This is a genomic window from Luteibacter sp. Sphag1AF (assembly GCF_014192715.1).
Taxonomy (GTDB): domain Bacteria; phylum Pseudomonadota; class Gammaproteobacteria; order Xanthomonadales; family Rhodanobacteraceae; genus Luteibacter.
This window is the reverse complement of record NZ_JACHYH010000003.1, coordinates 389,984-408,321: the sequence shown is the minus strand read 5'-3', so window position 1 is coordinate 408,321 and position 18,338 is coordinate 389,984. Positions and strand designations below refer to the sequence as shown.

Genomic DNA, 18,338 nt, shown 5'->3' with positions numbered 1-18,338 from the left:
AAAATCACAAGTTCTGCGGAGGACGGGAAATGTTTGAACTCATCGAGAAACTGGCACCCAACGCGGTCATCAAGGTCATCGGCGTCGGTGGCGGCGGTGGCAACGCCGTGGCCCACATGGTCAACTCCAGCATCGAAGGCGTCGAGTTCGTCGTCGCCAACACCGATGCCCAGGCCATGAAGACCTGCGCGTCGCGCACGCATCTTCAGCTGGGCAGCAACGTCACCAAGGGTCTTGGCGCTGGCGCCAACCCGGAAGTCGGCCGTCAGGCCGCACTGGAAGACCGCGAGCGCATCGAAGAGATGCTGGAAGGCGCGGACATGGTTTTCATCACCGCTGGCATGGGTGGTGGTACCGGTACGGGCGCGGCTCCGGTCGTGGCCCAGCTCGCGAAAGAGAAGGGCATCCTGACGGTGGCTGTGGTCACCAAGCCGTTCCCGTTCGAGGGTCGTCGCCGCATGCAGGTCGCCCTGAAGGGTATCGAAGACCTGTCCCAGCATGTCGACTCCCTGATCACCGTGCCGAACGAGAAACTTCTCTCGGTGCTGGGGCGCGAAGTCACCCTGCTGAATGCGTTCAAGGCCGCCAACGACGTCCTCCAGGGCGCCGTTCAGGGTATCGCTGACCTCATCACCAGCCCGGGTCTCATCAACGTCGACTTTGCCGACGTGCGTACGGTCATGAGCGAAATGGGCATGGCGATGATGGGTTCGGGCACCGCCCGTGGCGACGACCGCGCGCAGGCCGCCGCCGAAGCCGCGATCAACAACCCGCTGCTGGAAGACGTGAATCTGAACGGCGCTTGCGGCATCCTCGTCAACGTGACGGCGGGTCCGAACCTGACCATGCGCGAATTCGACGAAATCGGTCGCGTGATCCACGATTTCGCCAGCGAAGACGCCACCGTGGTCATCGGTACCTCGCTTGACCCGGAAATGCAGGACGACGTCCGCGTGACCGTGGTTGCCACGGGCCTGAACCGTGCCGCCGCTGCCAAGCAGCAGCCGGTGCGCCAGGCCGTCCAGCAGCAGGTGGAAATGCGCCAGCGTCCGCGTCCGGTCGTGCTTCGCACCGGTACCGGTAACGAAGTGGTGGATTACGCTCAGCCGGAAACCGTCGCGGCCACGCGTTCGGAGCCCGTGCAGGCAAAATCGGCCGAGCCGGCTATCGACTACCTGGATATCCCGGCGTTCCTGCGCCGCCAGGCTGACTGATACCGCTTCGGCAGCACCCATGACGCGTCAGGGATGACGTGAGGCGACGCCAGGCAGGAGCCTGGACGCCGCCGCGCTCCGCCGCCCCCCGTCCGGTGGCGGAGCGCGGTTCGCTGCCGCCAGATCCATGATTCGCAAGAACTTTCGAGACGGGAATATGAGAACGAATCTCAACTTGAGACTGAAGGAACAGTGAAGCAAATCTAGACTGTACCGTCTGGTTTGTTTATTCCGAGGTTAAGACTGTGTTAGCATCTCCGCCACTTCAGGCTGCTGCCAGACAGGTTTGACCAAAAATGATTAAGCAGCGCACGCTCAAGAACATCATTCGCGCCACGGGCGTCGGCCTCCATACCGGCGACAAGGTGTACATGACGCTTCGTCCCGCGGCGCCGAACACGGGTATCGTGTTTCGTCGCACCGACCTCGAACCGGTGGTCGAGCTTCGCTCGTCCCCTGAAAATGTCGGCGACACGCGTCTTTCCACCACCCTGGTGAACGGCGACGTCCGCGTTTCCACCGTCGAGCATCTGCTTTCGGCGATGGCAGGCCTTGGCATCGACAACGCATACGTCGACCTGTCGGCCCCGGAAGTCCCCATCATGGACGGCAGCGCCGGTCCTTTCGTGTTCCTGATCCAGTCCGCTGGCATCGAGGAGCAGGAAGCCCCGAAGCGCTTCATCCGCATCAAGAAGCCGGTCAAGGTCCAGGACGGCGACAAGTGGGCCCGTTTTGAGCCGTTCGACGGCTTCAAGGTGGGTTTCTCGGTCGAGTTCAACCACCCGCTGTTCAACAAGCGCAATTCGCAGGCCGAGATGGATTTCTCGACGACCTCGTTCGTCAAGGAAGTCAGCCGCGCCCGCACGTTCGGTTTCATGCGCGACATCGAAATGCTGCGTGAGCGCAACCTCACCCTCGGCGGTTCGATGGATAACGCCGTGGTGCTGGACGATTATCGCGTGCTCAACGAAGACGGCCTGCGTTACGACGACGAATTCGTGAAGCACAAGATCCTCGATGCAATCGGCGACATCTACATGCTTGGCCACAGCCTGATCGGCGCGTACTACGCGCACAAGTCGGGTCATGAACTGAACAACAAGCTGCTGCGCACGCTGATGGCCGATGCCACTGCGTGGGAAGAAGTCAGCTTCAAGGATCCGGCGCAAGCGCCGATTTCCTACGCCCATCCCGCTGCGGCGGTCTGACGGGCTACGCCTTAAAGGCGTATCAGGGACGGAAAAGCCGCGGCGCAAGCCGCGGCTTTTTTGTTGTCTGCAAATCTGCCCGACGGTCGTCGCTCCCGTCACACTTCCGTGAAGGCGGCGTGCAGGTCTTGTGTTCTCACTTACGGATCGTGCTATAAAAGTGATCACCTGGCGGACAGCCGGGGGTGTGGAACGGGGGTTCTCGCTATCTCAAGTCTCTGAATCGCCGGGTTTTTCGGCGTGGGAGGCGAGTTCGAGGAACAGACTCTTCAATACGGGGTCTGACAGGGACGCCGCGGCGGCTGCGAGATGTCTGGCTGCCGTGGCCGAAAGTGCTTTATGCCGATCCGGAATGATTTCCTCGGGCGGCAAGGGGGCCACTTTCACGGCTAACGAACCTGCTGGTGCGCCGAAGGCGCGCGCGGCTGAGAGGATTTGCGCCTGGTACATGCGCAGCCTCGCAGCCCAGGCGGAGGAGGGGGCCAGGAAAACGAGGCGGCCATCGCGCAGATCGGCAAAACGGACCTGATCGCGCAGTGGTGACGGCAGCGTTTGGCGCAACTTGCGGTCCAGTTCGTCCAGTTCGCGCGCCTTTTTGGCGAGCGACGCGACGGGCCCGGCCTCGGCAACGGACTTCAGTCCGCGGGTCGAGCGACGGGGTGGCTGGAACGGAGGCTGCATGGGCCGGTCGGAAATCTTTGTTGTGGATCGTATGCAAATCATACTCGTGTCACGTGGCCAGAAAGGGCCAAAAACGCTGGATCTTTCATGCAGGCGCATGCGCCGGAAGATCGCTCTGGGCGCATCAGCCGTAGTTCTCGGCGTCGCGGCCATCGGGGGTGCTCTGGCACTGACCGTGGCCAATCCGCACGACCGTGCGCTGTCAGACATCCATACGCTGCGCCAGCAAGTGGCCAGCCAGAACGACCAGCTGGCCGAGGTGCGCAAGACCGCCCAGCGCGATCTGGACGCCCTGGCCGTGAAGCTCGGCCAGCTCCAGGCACAGTCCATCCGTCTCAACGCTCTTGGAGAACGACTTACCGAGGTCGGCAAGCTCGACGATGGTGAGTTCAACTTTGACGAATCCCCCGCAGTGGGCGGCCCGGAGACCACGTCCACCGACGTCTCCTACGCCCTGCCGCAGACCCTGGATCGCAGTATCGACGACCTCGCCGGTCAGTTCGACAGCCAGCAGGCCCAATTGCAGGCCCTGCAGAATCTGCTGCTCGACCGCAGCATCGAATCCAGCCTGCGCCCCACCGGCATGCCCGTTCAGGGCTACATCTCCTCTTACTTCGGTGGTCGCCCCGATCCGTTCAGCGGCCACAGCGCACGTCATACCGGCATCGACATCGCCGCGCCCACGGGTACGCCCGTGACGGCAGTGGCTGAGGGCATGGTCACCTTCGCGGGTATCCGCAACGGCTACGGCGATGTCATCGAAATCGACCATGGCAACGGCTATATGACCCGATACGCGCACAACAGCGTGATCGTGGCCAAGCCGGGCCAGCGCGTTCACGTGGGCGATGTGATCGCCAAGGCCGGCTCCACGGGCCGTTCCACGGGCTCGCACGTTCATTTCGAGGTCTGGTATCACGACCGGGTGGTCAATCCGCTGGCTTTTGCCCGCAGTCACCGCTGACTCACGGCTTCTGGGGTTGAATCACGCCCCGGTCGCCGCCACCCCGAGGAAAGCATGGGCGGGCCGTAGTATCATCGCCCTTCTGTCCCGACCGGGTATGCCGGCCGGGGACCCCTTAAGTCTCTGATCCGGATGATCGATGTTCAATCGTGCACTGACGAGTATTTTCGGCAGCCGTAACGAACGTGTGTTGCGCGAGTTGTCGAAAAACGTACGCCGCATCAACGCGCTCGAGCCGGAGTTTGAAAAGCTATCGGACGACCAGCTGAAGGCCAAGACGGAAGAATTCCGTCAGCGCCTCGCGGCCGGCGAAACGCTGGACAAGCTGCTTCCGGAAGCTTTCGCCACCACCCGCGAGGCCGCGCGCCGCGTGCTGGGCATGCGCCACTACGACGTCCAGATGATCGGCGGCATGGTGCTTCACGGGGGCCGTATCGCGGAAATGCGCACCGGTGAGGGCAAGACCCTCGTCGGCACGCTGCCGGTGTACCTCAACGCGCTGGAAGGCAAGGGCGTTCACGTCGTTACCGTCAACGACTACCTGGCTCGCCGTGACTCGGCGCAGATGGGCAAGCTCTACAACTTCCTTGGCCTGAGCGTCGGCGTCGTTTATCCGGGCATGGACCACGGTGACAAGAAAGCGGCCTACGCCGCCGACATCACCTACGGCACCAACAACGAGTTCGGTTTCGATTACCTGCGCGACAACATGGCGCTCAGCAAGGACCAGCGCAATCAGCGCGGCCTGAACTACGCCATCGTCGACGAGGTGGACTCCATCCTCATTGATGAAGCCCGTACCCCGCTGATCATCTCCGGCCCGGCCGAAGACTCTCCGCAGCTGTACATCGCCGTCAATCGCGTGGTTCCGCGCCTGATCCGCCAGGAAGCCGAAGATGGCGCCGGCGATTACTGGGTGGACGAGAAGCAGAAGCAGGTGCACATGTCCGAAGAGGGCATGACCCACGCCGAGCAGCTGCTGCGCGAAGACGGCGTCATTGATCCGGACAGCGGTCTGTACGATTCGAAGAATCTGGCCATCGTTCACCACCTGAATGCGGCGCTGCGCGCCAACGCCATCTACCAGCGCGATGTGGACTACATCGTGCGCGACGGCGAAGTCATCATCGTGGACGAATTCACCGGCCGTACGCTGGCAGGTCGTCGCTGGTCCGAGGGTCTGCACCAGGCGGTGGAAGCGAAGGAAGGCGTGCCCATCCAGCGCGAAAACCAGACGCTGGCGACCATCACATTCCAGAACCTGTTCCGCATGTATTCCAAGCTGGCCGGCATGACCGGTACGGCCGATACCGAAGCCTACGAATTCCAGACCGTATACGGCCTGGAAGTGGTGGTCATCCCCACGCACAAGCCGATGGTCCGCGTCGACAATCCGGATTCCGTGTTCCTCGGGCCGGAAGCCAAGTTCAAGGCCGTCATCCAGGACATCAAGGCGTGCAACGAGCGCGGCCAGCCGGTGCTGGTGGGTACGGCATCCATCGACGTGTCCGAGCTGGTGTCCTCGCTGCTCAAGCAGGAGCGCATCCCGCACGAAGTGCTCAACGCGAAGCAGCACGAACGCGAAGCGCACATCGTGGCCCAGGCCGGTGCGCCCGGTTCGGTGACCATCGCCACCAACATGGCCGGTCGCGGTACCGACATCGTGCTGGGTGGCAGCCTCGAAGCTGCTCTCGCCGCGCTGCCGGAAGATGCGACTGACGCTGAGCGCGCCCAGGTCCGTACCGAATGGAAAAAGCGCCACGAGCAGGTGCTGGCTTCGGGCGGTCTGCACATCATCGGTACCGAGCGTCACGAGTCGCGTCGTATCGACAACCAGCTGCGCGGTCGTTCAGGCCGCCAGGGAGATCCGGGTTCGTCCCGCTTCTACCTGTCGCTTCAGGACAACCTGATGCGCATCTTCGGTGGCGAGAGGATCGGTCGCTGGATGCGCATGTTTGGCATGAAGGAAGACGAGCCGCTGGAAGATCGCCTGATCACGCGCCAGATCGAAAAGGTCCAGCGCAAGGTCGAGCAGCACAACTTCGATATCCGCAAGAACCTCCTCGAGTTCGACGACGTCGCCAACGACCAGCGCAAGGTCATCTACGCGCAGCGCGACGAGCTTCTGGAAATCGACGACATTTCCGACATGGTGCGTGACATCCGCGAGGACGTCTCGACGGCCCTCGTGCGTCGATTCGTACCGCACGACAGCATCGACGACCAGTGGGACATCGCCGGTCTCGACCGCGAACTGCAGAGCGAACTCAACCTGCATCTGGACCTCGTGGCCTGGGTTGCGAAGCAGACGGAAGTCGACGCTGACGGCATCCTCGAGCACGTGCGCGCAGCGGTTGATGCGTTGTTCGCCGAGAAGGAAGCGCAGATTGGTGCCGACACCATGCGTTCGCTCGAAAAGCACGTGATGCTTTCTGTGGTGGACAACGCCTGGAAGGAGCATCTGGCCAGCATGGACTACCTGCGTCAGGGCATTTACCTGCGCGGATACGCCCAGAAGCAGCCGAAGCAGGAGTTCAAGCGCGAGTCGTTCGAGCTGTTCTCCGAGATGCTCAATCGCATCAAGGCCGAAGTCGTCCAGATGCTTGCGCGCATTCGCGTTCGCAGCGAGGAAGAAGTCGCCGAGATGGAAGCTGAGCAGCAGCGCGCCGCCGAATCGCAGCGTCTGCAATTCCAGCACGCCGATGCCGGTTCCGCAGGCCAGGGGCCTGAGGTTGCCGCCGCCTCGGTGGCCACGGCAACGGCATTGGGTGATGGTCCGAAGGTCGGTCGCAATGATCCTTGCCCCTGCGGTTCGGGCAAGAAATTCAAGCACTGCCACGGTCAGCTCAGCTGATAAAAAAACCCGCCGGAGAAGGCGGGTTTTTTTTAATCCATTTTTTCCGCCACGCCCGACAAGAATGGGCTTTGGCTCACTTGCTCAGTCTCCGCCACCCTTGGGCTTTTGCCTGTGCGATTCGGCTTGCACCGTGATGTATTCCGGCTCTTCCGTATCCAGGCGCAGCGCCGTGAGTTGGCCGCCCCAGACGCAGCCGGTGTCGATGGCATAGACGCCCAGGCCGGCAAAGCGGCCCAGCGCTGACCAGTGTCCGCAAACCACACGTGTCTCGCGACGGCGAACGCCTGGCACTTCAAACCACGGATACATGCCCGGCTTCTGTGTCCCGGGTGTGCCCTTGCCTTCAAAATCAATGCGGCCATTCACGTCGCAATAGCGCATGCGGGTCAGCGTGTTGATGGTGGCGCGATGACGCTCCACACCCTGAAGGCGATTGTTCCAGCCCGGCGGGCGATTGCCGAACAGGTTCTTCAGCAGGCGCTGATGGCGCGGGCCGCCCAGTTCGCGCTCGACTTCCAGCGCGGCGCGCTGCGCCTGGCGCAGCGTCCAGGAAGGGGCGAGGCCGGCGTGAATCATGGTCCAGCCGAGTGATTCATCGGTGTGCAGCAACTTCTGATTGCGCATCCACTCAAGCAGCACCGGAGCGTCCTCTGCAAACAGCACTTCGCGCAACTCGGCGTTGACGCGCGACTGCGCATCCTCGCGCCGCTGCGCAATGGCCAGCAGACTCAGGTCATGGTTGCCCAGCGTAATGATGACGTTGTCACGCAGCGAATGAATAAGGCGCAGGGTTTCCAGGGACTGGCCGCCACGGTTGACGAGGTCGCCACAGAACCACAGGCGATCCGCCGCAGGATCGAAGCGGATCTTCTCCAGCATCCGCTGGAGCTCGGGGTAGCATCCCTGTACGTCACCGATTGCGTAAACGGCCATCAGTACAGGCGCTCCGCCGCGCCGTTGTCGGCGTGCACGCTATCCATGTGTTGCTTCCTAATGCAGCGTGCGGGGAATGGAGAGTACGAAGGCCGGTATGGGGGCATCAAAGCGCGTGCCATCATCGGCCAGCATGCTGTAACTGCCCTGCATGGTGCCGACGGCGGTTTCGAGTACAGCCCCGGAGGTGTACTCGAACGTCTCGCCAGGTCGCATCCAAGGTTGTTCACCCACCACGCCCTCACCACGCACCTCCTCGACTTTGCCATTCGCGTCCGTGATGACCCAGTGACGGGTCATCAGTTGCGCGCCTTCGCTGCCGGCATTCCGCAGGGTGATCGTGTAGGCGAAAACGTAGCGATTGTCGGCGGGTTGGGATTGCTCGGCTTCAAAGCGGCTCTCAACCTCCACGGCGATCGTGTAGGGGGATTTCTCGGTCATTGAGGGATTGTCGGGGACGGGGAGGGGTGGAGCAAGTCCGGCGTGCGGTGATCAGTCATCGCGCGCCAGGGTTTGCGCCAGTCTCACGAAGTCGCTCGGCGAAAGCGTCTCAGCGCGTGCTTTGGGATCAATGTCCAGCGAGCGGATAGTCGGCTCGTCGATCAGTCCCTTCAGCGTGTTGGACAGCGTTTTGCGCCGCTGGGCGAAGGCGGCCTTCACCACCTTGTAGATGGCATCGCCGTCCACGCGGGGAAGCTGTTCGGGCGCCAGCGGCACCAGCCGTACGACGGCGGAGTCCACCTTCGGGGGCGGCCGGAACGCACCCGGTGGCACGTTGAACAGCGGCACCACCTTGCATGCCAGCTGCAACATCACGCTCAGGCGTCCGTACACTTTGCTGCCGGGCTCGGCCGCCATGCGGTCCACCACTTCCTTTTGCAGCATGAAGTGCATGTCGGCGATGGCCGGCGCGTGCTCCACGCAATGGAAAAGGATCGGGCTGGAAATGTAATAGGGCAGGTTGCCCGCGATGCGCAGTTTGTCGACCCCAAGGTCGCGCGCAAGTGCGGTGAAGTCCACCTTCAGCACGTCGGCGTGGATCACCGTGAGCTCGCCCACGGCTGCCGCGCGTTCGCGCAGGCCAGGGATGAGGTCCGTGTCCAGTTCGATGGCGGTCATGCGTTTTGCTGCGGCGAGCAGGGGCATCGTCAGTGCGCCTTCACCGGGGCCGATCTCCACCACCACATCGCCGTCGCGCGGGCTGATGGACGAGACGATGCGCTCGATATAGCGCTTCTCATGCAGGAAGTGCTGGCCGAAACTCTTTTTGGGACGTGCGTTCATCGGGTAGCTCGACGTTGGGCCAGATCCATGGCCATGCGCGTGGCGGCAATCAGGCTCGACACATCAGCCTGGCCGGTGCCGGCGAGGTCGAGTGCGGTGCCGTGATCGACCGACGTGCGGATAAAGGGAAGTCCGAGCGTGACGTTGACGGTGCGGTCGAACGCTTCGCTTTTCAGAACGGGGAGTGCCTGGTCGTGGTACATCGCCAGCACGGCGTCGTAGCGGGAGCGCATGGCAGGTACGAAGGCCGTGTCGGCGGGCAGTGGGCCCAGCAGATCCATGCCTTCGCCGCGCAGACGTTCCAGCAGCGGTTCGATGGTCTCGATTTCCTCGCGCCCCAGGTGGCCGCCTTCGCCCGCGTGCGGATTGAGGCCCAGCACGGCGATGCGCGGCTGCGCGATGGCAAACAGCCGCTGTAGCGACTGCTGCACGATGCGCAGGCAACGTTCCAGCAGCGGTGCGGTGATCGCGGCGGGAATCGCTGACAGCGGCAGATGCGTGGTGGCCAGGGTCACCCGCAATTCCGGGCTGGCCAGCATCATCACCACCTCGGCTGACGCGCGCTCGGCGAAGAACTCGGTGTGGCCACTGAAAGGAATGCCACCTTCATTGATGGTGGCTTTCTGCACGGGCGCCGTGACCACGGCGTCGAACTCGCCGGACAGGCAGCCGTCGGCCGCCAGTGTCAGCGTGGCAATGACGTGCGCAGCATGACGAGGGCTCGGCTGGCCGAATACTGCGGGCGAGCCCAGCGGCACGTGGCGGATGCGCAGATGCCCCGGCGGCCGCTCGTAAAGGCGTTGCCCGTCGTCGTCAGTAAGGGTGAGCTCAATGCCGCAGATGGCGGCAGCAGCCAGCAGGTGATCGCGGTCTGTGACCGCGATCAGGTCGGCTGCCAGGTCCGTGGCGGCCAGTCGTGCGATGAGTTCCGGCCCCACCCCGGCCGGCTCACCGGCGGTAACGGCGAGCCGTGGAAGGGTGGTGGAGGTCATCAGTGACTCACTTGTCGGCGGAAGCCTGGCTGTTGGTGTCGGCCGGGTCGCGCAGTTCCGGTACGCGGATGTCCACGTAGGCGCTGGAGCGGGTTTCGCGCAGGAAGTTCTCGTAGGCCGTGTCGGCTTTACGGTTGCCGATGGCCTGGCGGGCCTGATCGCGCTGCAACTGCACGGTCAGATCGCTTTCGCGGGTACCCAGGCGCTGAATGACGATCCAGCCAGCTTCGGTCTGGATGGGATGGGAAATTTCGTTGTCCTTGAGGCCGGCAATCTCGCCGCCGATGGCGGTGCCCCAGGAATCTTTCGCGAACCAGCCCATGTCGCCGCCCACGTTGGCCGTGGTGTTGTCCTTGGATTCGTCCTTCGCGATCTTGGCGAAGTCTTCCTTCTTGTCGACCAGGCGGTTGTAGATGTCCTGAGCCTTCTTCTGTGCCTGTTCCGGCGTAACCAGCTCGGACGGACGAATGAGGATCTGGCGGGCGTGGTACTCGGTGACGATCTGCTTGCCGGGAGCGCGGGTCTCGATCAGCTTCAGGATATGGAAGCCGGTGGGACCGCGCAGGGCCGGGCTGGTCTCGCCGGGCTTCAGGGCAGCGATGGCGTCGGCGAAGGCCGGCGGCACTTCGTCCATGCGGCGCCAGCCGAGATCGCCGCCTTCCAGGGCGTCCGGAGCATCGGAGTAGCGGATGGCGGCAGCGTTGAAGTCCATGCCGCCCTTCACAGCGTTGATCGCGTCCTCGGCCTTCTTCTGCGCCTGAGCGATGTCGCTGGCGCCACCGTTGGCCGGGGTGCTGATCTGGATATGGGCCAGGTGAACTTCGCCGGCCTTGTAGCTGGCGCTGTCCAGCAGGTTGTTCACTTCGGCGTCGGTGACGGTCACCTGGTCGCGCACCACGTTCTCGTGGAGCTTCTGGGCCAGGATCTGGTCGCCGATCTGCTTGCGGAATGCAGCAAAGCTGCCCGGGCCACCCTGCTGGTTGACCGCGGCCTGCAACTGGTCGACCGACATCTTGTTCTGCTGGGCGACATTGCCGACGGCAGCGTCGATATCAGCGTCGGAAACGCGGATGCCCTGATCCTCGGCCTTCTGGACTTGGAGCTTCATCAGGATCAGGCGGTCCAGCACCTGGCGGGCCAGCACGTCGCGCGGCGGGAGCTGACCGGGGTTGCTTGCGTACTGCTGGACGATGGCGTTCATCGCCTGGTCCAGTTCGCTTTGCAGGATGACGTCTTCTTCGACCACCGCCACGATCCGGTCGAGCGAGCCATTGCCCGTGGCGCCGCTGGTGCCAGCCGCCGGTGCAGCAGAGGGCAGCATCTGGGCATGCGCGGGGGCCATGGCGACCGCAAGGGCGGCAGCGAGCAGGGAGTAAGCGAGGATCTGCTTCATCGAATCGAGCCTGGAGCCCTTCAGGGCGTGTCGGTGAGTCGCCGGGGGGCGCCAGGCGCCGCCCCGTCGTATACAAAAGGGAGGTTAATCCCTCTTACTGATAGCCAAGGATAGCACGCCGCAAATAGGTCCCCGTTTGCGGACTGAGCGAGCCCAAGCCCTTGAATTCAACCTCGAACATGATCGCGTTCGTCGTCGAGCGGGTGTAGTCGCGGACGTAGTGGCGGCCCAGGAGCCGGAAGGCCACACAGCAACTGTCGTACTCAACACCCGCCGCCGCTTCCAGGGTGCGATGGGAGAACGTGAAGACCTGCTGCCCGTACTGGTTGGGTAACACGTCCCGACGGGCAAATACCCAGCGCGCCAGAGCGCGCCAGCGTTCCGAGACCGGATAGACCACGGACGTGTCGAATTGTTCCATCACGTTGCGGCGATAGCGGTAGGAGAAGTTGAGGATGCCGTCGCCCTTGATGCGGCGCTGGACCTGGACGGTGGCCAGGTCGGTGTCGTGGCCCTGATAGACGACGTTGCCCTGTTCGTCGAACACGCCCTGCTTGTTGGTGTTCGGATTCCACTGGTAGGACGTGTTCATGCGCCACCGGTCGTTCAACTGGACGCTGAACTGGGCGATGTAGTCCGATCCGCTGTAGTCAGTTACCGGCACGCCGGGCAACTGGACACGCTGGTCGGTCAGGTAGCGGATCTGGCCCACGCTAGCGGATACCCGCTCCACGCCCGTATCGTCCAGCAGGCGCGTGGTGACCGCAGCGGTAATGTTGTTCGCATCCATCTGGCGGTCGGCGCCCGAGAAGCGGTTGGTCGTGAACAACTGCCAGAAGTCGAACGACATCTGGTTGGTGTCGAACAGCGGCTGGTTGTTCTGGTTGCGATAGGGCACGTACAGGTAGTACAGGCGCGGCTCAAGCGTCTGGGTGTACGAGCTGCCGAAAAGGTTTGTCTGCCGGTCAAAAATGAGTCCGGCATCCACGCTTGCGATGGGCAGCGAGCGGGTCGGGTCACGCTGGGTGTAGCCGACCTGTGCGTAATCGTTGTCCAGCTGGTACGCGGTATAGCGATAGGACAGCTTGGGGCGCACAAACCACGACGGGCCGCCAAAGTCGGCGGACAGGTACGGATAGAGATCCAGGCGGTTGCCGTCGATCTGACCCGGGGCCTTGTCGGTCTTGCGGAACGCCACCGCTTCCGTAGAGATGCCAGCCGTGAGCCACTTGTTGATTGGATAGTTGTAGCCGAACGTGGCGCGCGGCCAGCGCTTGTACGGCGCCACATAGTTGGGCAAGCCCGCGTCCACGTTCTGGTAGGCATCCGCTCCGATGGAGGCGGACCAGTACTTGCCGTTGCCGTACAGGTACATGCTGGAGGACAGGATGCCCGTCGCGGCGCCGAACAGGTCGTTGCTGAAGTCGCGGAAGTACTGGTTGTCCGACGCGCGGTTGATGCCCGTCAACAGCGACCAGCCCGGTGCGATGGCTGTCGAGTTGGCGAACTTCAGCAGGTAACGCTGCTTGCTGCCATCCCGGTCGCTGGTGCCGCTGATGTCCTCATCGGGCCCCTTGTCGTGCGGCATGTACTCAAGGTCGATGCTGCCATTGGTGCGCGGGAACAGATAACGGAACTCACCGGCCGCCATGAAGCCACGGTCGGAGTAGTAGCGCGGTTCCACCGTGGCGTCGTAGTTCGGCGCCAGGTTGAAGTAATACGGCACGCCCAGATACATGCCTGAATTGCTGGAGCTGCCGAATGTCGGATACAGCACGCCGCTCTTGCGGCGATCGTCCAGCGGGAACGTGAAGTAGGGCAGGTACATGAACGGGATGTTCTTGAAGCGCATGGTGGCGCTGCGCGCCGTACCCACGCCGGTATCCTTGTTCAGGTAAATGTCCTTGCCGCGGAACTCCCACATATGGGCGCCCACGTCGCATGTGGAATATGTGGCGCGCAGCATGCGGCTGTGCATCGGGTCCAGCAGCGTGCCGTGGGCGGCAATGCCGTTTCCGCGCGATTCCAGCAACTGGTAGCGGACGTTGTCCGCCTCGCCCTGATTGGGCGTGGTCGTGCCGCTCAGGTGGTCGGCGGACAACAGCATGCCGGCTTCCTGATAGCGCACGTTGCCCTTCGCGTCGTAAGCCGTCGTGTCCGAGTTGTAGTGCACGTCGTCGGCGCGCAACAGCTGATCGGCGCGCTCCAGACGGACGCCACCCTGCATGTGGTAGACGTTGGGCTCGGGGCTTTCCACTGAAATGGAATTGGTGTTCGTTACGGCCGTATCACGCAGCGTGGTGTCTTTCGTGATGGTCGGATCGTAAAAATCCAGCATCGCATTCGGGCGACACATATTGAAATTGATCGGACGCGGCGCACATACAAAGGAGCCAAGCGGACAGACCGCTACGGGCGCTTCCCTCGTTGTACTGGTCGACGTGGTCGTTGACCCTGTGGGCGCTGGTGCGTCTTCTGCGCTGGCGGTACCGGCAGACAGGCCGGACACAAACAGGGCGGCGGCAACCGCGAGCAGGCGGCGTTGAGGCAGGATGCTTGTGCGTGATGTCACGGGCGCGGTCTGTTCCGTACGAAAGGCAGCTAACCTAGCAGAATCCTTGTCCTCACGGCACTTCGGAGCATTCCCCATGACAGACGATCCCCTGAAGAAAATCGAAAAAACGGACGCCGAATGGCGTGCCGAGCTTACACCCGAGCAGTATGCCGTCTGTCGTTGTTCGGCTACCGAGCCCCCGTTCACGGGTCGTTGGTACCAGCACAAGGAAAAGGGCACCTACACGTGTGCGGCCTGTCAGGCGCCCTTGTTCGCGTCGGACACCAAATACGACTCAGGCTCCGGCTGGCCCAGCTTCTGGCAGCCCCTCAGCAAGCATGCCGTCGAAGAAAAATTCGATGAGACCCATGGCATGCGCCGCACGGAAGTGTTGTGCGGGACATGCCATTCACATCTTGGTCACGTTTTTCCGGATGGCCCGAAGCCCACTGGGCTGCGTTACTGCATCAACTCGCTGGCCATGGATTTCCAGCCCGCCTGATCCGCAGGGCGTTCAGCTGCGGGGGCGGCGCTCGTGCTGCCACAGCACTTCGCCGTGCCCGCTGCGACGGGCCAGGACCCTGGCCAGCACGAACAGCAGGTCAGAAAGCCGGTTCAGGTACTGCCGGGCCTGGGGCCTGATCGGCTCGATCCGTGCCAGTGCCACCACATCCCGCTCGGCCCGCCGGCAGATGGTCCGTGCCAGGTGGCAGCAGGACGCCGCCATGCCGCCGCCCGGAAGGATGAAATCCTTCAGCGGCGGAAGGTCGGCGTTGAAGCCATCCAGCACCGTTTCCAGGCGCGTGACGTCCGCGTCGTTCATCATCGCCATGCCGGGAATGCACAGCTCGCCGCCCAGATCGAAGAGCTCGTGCTGAATCTGACTCAGCACCTCGCTCACGTCGGCGTCCACGCCTTCGGAGGCCAGCACCATGCCCAGCGCGCTGTTCAGCTCATCCACCGTGCCGTAGGCCGTGACCCGCAGGGAATCCTTCTCCGTGCGGCTGCCGTCGCCCAGGCCGGTGCTCCCGTCGTCGCCCGTACGGGTGTAGATCTTTGAAAGCCGGTTGCCCATGCCGCTGTCAGTGAATGGCGCGACCCGCATCGTGCTGGTGGCCCAGCGCGGCGGTGAGCTTCACGACCAGCACATGCATCACAGCACCAATGCCCACGTAGATGGCCGACGTGCGCAGGTACGGCAGATACCAGTCGCCAAGGTTTGCCATCCAGGCGCCCATGCTGCGCGGCTGCGGCACGCTGTTGCTCAGCCAGTAGAAGCTGCCGTTGGAAATCAGGTAGCAGACGCTGACCGCCGCGACGAGGCTCACGGCCAGCAGGCCCAGCGCCTTCGCGTCGATGCGGGGGGCGAAGCGGGCCAGAAGGCTGCCGCCCATCCACATGCTGAAGTAGGCCGGCACGAGGAACCAGTAGGCTGCCGAGACGCAGTAATGGCTCCAGAAATCCAGGCCCTGATTCGTGATGACCAGGAAGTCCACGAGCACAGCCTCGGCCATCAGTAGCGGGAAGGCCCAGCGCGCGGAGCCGCGCAGCCAGAAACCGCCCAGGAAGAACACGGCCCACGACGCATCGGGCAGGGCGCCAAAATGATTCATGCGGGTGGCGGCCATTACGAGGGCCAGGGCGAGGAAGACACCCAAGCGCTGTTTTTGCGTCAATGCCATGTGGGCAGGCTCCGGAAGCGACAGGGGCCAAGTCTAGCGCGCCGCTTCCCTGGTGGTGAGTGCCCGGTGGTGACGCGCGGCGTCGTGTCACGGTGCGGATGCCATTCGTGGAGCTATCATCCCGGCCATGATCGCGAACGACCCCATCATCATCGTTGGAGGCGGCCTGGTTGGCGCCAGCCTGGCCATTGCCCTGGATACCGCCGGCTATCCGGCCGTCCTCATCGAGGCGGCGGCGCCACGCCCCGGGGCACAACCCAGCTACGACGAGCGCAACCTTGCGCTGGCCCGCGCGACCGTCAATGGGCTCAAGGCCATCGGGGTGTGGGAGCTCGCGGCTTCGCGCGCCACGGCGATCACTGATATCCACGTGAGTCGCGCCGGTGACTTCGGTAGTGTGCGCATGAGCGCGGCGGCCGAACAGGTCGATGCCCTGGGATGGACACTTCCGGCCCGTGAACTGGGCGAGGCGTTGCTGCGTCGTCTGGACACCTGCCGCCACCTGACCCGCATCGCGCCTGGCCGCGTCGGCGCCATCGAGGCAAACGACGCGGGCTGGACGGTCGAGGTGCAGACGCCTGAAGGTATCCGCCGCCTTGCCACACCGCTGCTGGTCGGCGCCGATGGCACTCATTCGCAGATTCGCGAGCAGCTTGGCATCACTGCCCGGACACACGATTACGACCAGACCCTCATCGTCTGCACGATGACGCCCGAACGCGATCCACGGGGCAGGGCGTTTGAACGTTTTACCGATGCCGGCCCTGTCGCCGTGCTGCCGCTGGCGGATCGTCGCGTCGGCATGGTGCTGACCGTCGCTGGCGCGCTCGGCGAGGACGTGGCGGCGATGGACGATGCCGCCTTCACGGCATTCGCGCAGGAGCGATTCGGCTGGCGGCTGGGGCGGCTGTCGCGTCCGGGCAAGCGTCACCCGTATCAGATTCGCCGCGTGGCAGCAGACGCGCTGGTGGCCCGTCGCGCCGTCGTGGTCGGCAATGCGGCGCAGACCGTGCACCCGATTGGCGCCCAGGGCTTCAACCTGGGGTTGCGCGACGCGCTGACCCTGTCGGAAATGGTCACGGCAGCCACCGATCCGGGGGCGGATGCCCTGCTGGCCGATTATGCCGCGCGTCGCCAGAGTGACCGCGAAGGCACCATGGCGATGAGTCACGGACTGGTCCGTCTGGCCTGCCTGGAACAGCCCTTCCTTGGACCGCTGCGCTCGCTGGCGATGCTTGCGTTTGATCGTGTGTCGCCGCTTCGTCACGCCATGGCCCGCCGTGGCATGGGCTTTCGCGAACGTGCGCCGTCAGCGGTCAGGGAGCCCACGCCGTGAGCACGACGTATGCTTCCGAGTCCGCCCGCCGTCGCGGCGGTTTGCTGGATGTTGCCGTGGTTGGTGGCGGCATGGTGGGCGCGGCCACGGCGCTTGCGCTGGCCAAAGCGGGTTTCTCCACCGCACTGATTGATCTGCGTGAGCCGTCGCGCTGGGATGCGTCGGCCGAGGTTGATCTGCGCGTGGTCGGTCTGGCGCCTTCGTCGGTGCGCCTGCTGGATGAGCTGGGTGTGTGGCCGGTTATCCGCGACGCACGCGCATCCGGTTATGCACGCATGTGCGTATGGGACAGCGAGAACGGCGCCACCCTTCATTTTGACGCTGCCGACGAAGGTCGCGACGTCCTCGGTTTCATTGTGGAAAACAGCCTCGTTCAGAGCGCCCTGTGGGACGCGCTGGATGCGGCGGGTGTTCGTCGCGTGGTGCCAGGCGAAGTCAGCGGTTACTCCGTACGTGAGGACCGCGCCGTGCTTGAACTGGCCGACGGCCAGACGGCATCGGCGCGCGTCGTCGTGGCTGCCGATGGCAGCCAGTCGCCGTTGCGCGGCATGGTGGGCATTGGTACGCGTGGTCGCGACTATGCGCAGCGCGGCGTCGTCGCGCACGTGCGCACGCAGCTTCCGCATCAGGCCACCGCATGGCAGCGTTTCATGCCCGGTGGTCCACTCGCGTTCCTGCCACTGGCCGATGGCCGCAGCTCCATCGTCTGGTCGTTGCCTGACGCCGAAGCAGCACGCGTGCTCGCGCTGGATGACGAAGCCTTTTGCCAGGCGCTGGGTGTGGCAAGCGACTTCCGGCTGGGGCCCATCGAGGCCACCACGGCGCGCGCGGCATTTCCCCTGAAATTGCAGTTGGCGGATCGTTACGAAGAAGGGCGCCTCGTGCTTCTGGGCGACGCGGCCCATGCCGTGCACCCGCTGGCGGGGCAGGGTGTGAATCTGGGGTTCCGTGACGTGACGGAATTACGCGACGTGCTGGTGGCGGCGCGCGAGGCAGGAAGTGATATCGCCGCGTCGCACGTATTGCGTCGCTATGCGCGTCGTCGGCGCAGTGCCGATACGCTGGATGCATTGTCGTTCGATGCGTTGGGCCGTGTTTACGACTGGCGCGCCGCGCCGCTGGTTGCGGCCAGGGGTCTGGGCGTGCGGCTGCTTGAGAAGGCCACGCCATTGAAGCGCTTGTTGGGGCGTCACGCCGCGGGTCTGTAGATCCGCGCTCGTTTGATGTTGTTCATCACCTC

16 protein-coding genes are annotated in these 18,338 nt (G+C 63.8%); 7 read left to right on the top strand and 9 right to left on the bottom strand.

Annotated features, from left to right (window positions below):
- The first annotated feature begins 29 nt into the window (after positions 1–29).
- The gene (ftsZ, locus tag FHW69_RS11295; RefSeq protein WP_183423150.1) at positions 30–1,214 is read left to right on the top strand and encodes a cell division protein FtsZ; all 1,185 of its coding nucleotides are present in this window, start codon (positions 30–32) and stop codon (positions 1,212–1,214) included.
- Positions 1,215–1,510: 296 nt separating this feature from the next.
- Positions 1,511–2,422 (top strand): UDP-3-O-acyl-N-acetylglucosamine deacetylase, encoded by a 912-nt coding sequence (gene lpxC / locus FHW69_RS11290; RefSeq protein ID WP_183423149.1) that lies wholly within the window; start codon positions 1,511–1,513, stop codon positions 2,420–2,422.
- A 210-nt stretch (positions 2,423–2,632) separates the two neighbouring features.
- Here lpxC and FHW69_RS11285 read toward each other — a convergent pair whose 3' ends face one another.
- Positions 2,633–3,103: a DUF721 domain-containing protein gene (locus FHW69_RS11285; RefSeq protein WP_183423148.1), complete on the bottom strand. Its 471-nt coding sequence runs from the start codon at positions 3,101–3,103 to the stop codon at positions 2,633–2,635.
- 97 nt (positions 3,104–3,200) lie between these two features.
- Between FHW69_RS11285 and FHW69_RS11280 the strand changes: the two genes are divergently transcribed.
- Positions 3,201–4,067 (top strand): peptidoglycan DD-metalloendopeptidase family protein, encoded by an 867-nt coding sequence (locus FHW69_RS11280; protein WP_255494757.1) that lies wholly within the window; start codon positions 3,201–3,203, stop codon positions 4,065–4,067.
- A 139-nt stretch (positions 4,068–4,206) separates the two neighbouring features.
- Positions 4,207–6,921 carry a preprotein translocase subunit SecA gene (secA, locus tag FHW69_RS11275; RefSeq protein WP_183423146.1) on the top strand — a complete coding sequence of 905 codons (2,715 nt, stop codon included), beginning with the start codon at positions 4,207–4,209 and terminating at the stop codon, positions 6,919–6,921.
- A gap of 84 nt (positions 6,922–7,005) precedes the next feature.
- On the opposite strand, the gene FHW69_RS11270 is transcribed toward secA, so the two are convergent.
- The 6 genes from FHW69_RS11270 to lptD all read right to left on the bottom strand — a co-directional run bounded on the left by FHW69_RS11270 (position 7,006) and on the right by lptD (position 14,098).
- Complete coding sequence (locus tag FHW69_RS11270) at positions 7,006–7,857, bottom strand: symmetrical bis(5'-nucleosyl)-tetraphosphatase (RefSeq protein WP_183423145.1); 852 nt, start codon at positions 7,855–7,857, stop codon at positions 7,006–7,008.
- Positions 7,858–7,914: 57 nt separating this feature from the next.
- Positions 7,915–8,298: a Co2+/Mg2+ efflux protein ApaG gene (gene apaG / locus FHW69_RS11265; RefSeq protein ID WP_183423144.1), complete on the bottom strand. Its 384-nt coding sequence runs from the start codon at positions 8,296–8,298 to the stop codon at positions 7,915–7,917.
- Between the two features lie 51 nt (positions 8,299–8,349).
- Complete coding sequence (rsmA, locus tag FHW69_RS11260; protein ID WP_183423143.1) at positions 8,350–9,141, bottom strand: 16S rRNA (adenine(1518)-N(6)/adenine(1519)-N(6))-dimethyltransferase RsmA; 792 nt, start codon at positions 9,139–9,141, stop codon at positions 8,350–8,352.
- Positions 9,138–10,133 carry a 4-hydroxythreonine-4-phosphate dehydrogenase PdxA gene (gene pdxA, locus FHW69_RS11255; protein WP_183423142.1) on the bottom strand — a complete coding sequence of 332 codons (996 nt, stop codon included), beginning with the start codon at positions 10,131–10,133 and terminating at the stop codon, positions 9,138–9,140. The genes rsmA and pdxA overlap by 4 nt, the downstream gene beginning before the upstream one ends.
- A 7-nt stretch (positions 10,134–10,140) precedes the next feature.
- A complete protein-coding gene (locus tag FHW69_RS11250; RefSeq protein WP_183423141.1) occupies positions 10,141–11,526 on the bottom strand; it encodes a peptidylprolyl isomerase in 1,386 nt (461 codons plus the stop codon).
- Positions 11,527–11,620: 94 nt separating this feature from the next.
- Positions 11,621–14,098, bottom strand: a complete 2,478-nt coding sequence (lptD, locus tag FHW69_RS11245) for an LPS assembly protein LptD (protein ID WP_343204010.1) — start codon at positions 14,096–14,098, stop codon at positions 11,621–11,623.
- Between the two features lie 91 nt (positions 14,099–14,189).
- On the opposite strand from lptD, the gene msrB reads away from it, so the two are divergent.
- Entirely contained in the window at positions 14,190–14,582 is a 393-nt protein-coding gene (gene msrB, locus FHW69_RS11240) for a peptide-methionine (R)-S-oxide reductase MsrB (RefSeq protein WP_343204014.1), read from the top strand.
- Positions 14,583–14,594: 12 nt separating this feature from the next.
- Here the strand turns inward: msrB and FHW69_RS11235 are convergent, their stop codons facing one another.
- Together FHW69_RS11235 and FHW69_RS11230 are read right to left on the bottom strand one after the other, a co-directional pair.
- A complete protein-coding gene (locus tag FHW69_RS11235; RefSeq protein WP_183423138.1) occupies positions 14,595–15,155 on the bottom strand; it encodes a cob(I)yrinic acid a,c-diamide adenosyltransferase in 561 nt (186 codons plus the stop codon).
- 7 nt (positions 15,156–15,162) lie between these two features.
- Entirely contained in the window at positions 15,163–15,762 is a 600-nt protein-coding gene (locus tag FHW69_RS11230; protein WP_183423137.1) for a hypothetical protein, read from the bottom strand.
- A gap of 127 nt (positions 15,763–15,889) precedes the next feature.
- Here FHW69_RS11230 and ubiH point away from each other — a divergent pair, with 127 nt between their 5' ends.
- Positions 15,890–17,098: a 2-octaprenyl-6-methoxyphenyl hydroxylase gene (ubiH, locus tag FHW69_RS11225; protein WP_183423136.1), complete on the top strand. Its 1,209-nt coding sequence runs from the start codon at positions 15,890–15,892 to the stop codon at positions 17,096–17,098.
- Positions 17,095–18,306 (top strand): FAD-dependent oxidoreductase, encoded by a 1,212-nt coding sequence (locus FHW69_RS11220; protein ID WP_343204009.1) that lies wholly within the window; start codon positions 17,095–17,097, stop codon positions 18,304–18,306. Before ubiH ends, FHW69_RS11220 begins: the two co-directional genes overlap by 4 nt.
- Positions 18,307–18,338: the final 32 nt, after the last annotated feature.

Coding starts and splice junctions, on each gene's coding strand:
- lpxC (WP_183423149.1), top strand. CDS start 1,511: ATGATTAAGCAGCGCACGCTCAAGAACATCATTCGCGCCACGGGCGTC.
- FHW69_RS11250 (WP_183423141.1), bottom strand. CDS start 11,526: ATGAAGCAGATCCTCGCTTACTCCCTGCTCGCTGCCGCCCTTGCGGTC.
- rsmA (WP_183423143.1), bottom strand. CDS start 9,141: ATGAACGCACGTCCCAAAAAGAGTTTCGGCCAGCACTTCCTGCATGAG.
- FHW69_RS11285 (WP_183423148.1), bottom strand. CDS start 3,103: ATGCAGCCTCCGTTCCAGCCACCCCGTCGCTCGACCCGCGGACTGAAG.
- FHW69_RS11280 (WP_255494757.1), top strand. CDS start 3,201: ATGCGCCGGAAGATCGCTCTGGGCGCATCAGCCGTAGTTCTCGGCGTC.
- ftsZ (WP_183423150.1), top strand. CDS start 30: ATGTTTGAACTCATCGAGAAACTGGCACCCAACGCGGTCATCAAGGTC.
- pdxA (WP_183423142.1), bottom strand. CDS start 10,133: ATGACCTCCACCACCCTTCCACGGCTCGCCGTTACCGCCGGTGAGCCG.
- secA (WP_183423146.1), top strand. CDS start 4,207: ATGTTCAATCGTGCACTGACGAGTATTTTCGGCAGCCGTAACGAACGT.
- apaG (WP_183423144.1), bottom strand. CDS start 8,298: ATGACCGAGAAATCCCCCTACACGATCGCCGTGGAGGTTGAGAGCCGC.
- FHW69_RS11270 (WP_183423145.1), bottom strand. CDS start 7,857: ATGGCCGTTTACGCAATCGGTGACGTACAGGGATGCTACCCCGAGCTC.
- ubiH (WP_183423136.1), top strand. CDS start 15,890: ATGATCGCGAACGACCCCATCATCATCGTTGGAGGCGGCCTGGTTGGC.
- FHW69_RS11235 (WP_183423138.1), bottom strand. CDS start 15,155: ATGGGCAACCGGCTTTCAAAGATCTACACCCGTACGGGCGACGACGGG.
- FHW69_RS11230 (WP_183423137.1), bottom strand. CDS start 15,762: ATGGCATTGACGCAAAAACAGCGCTTGGGTGTCTTCCTCGCCCTGGCC.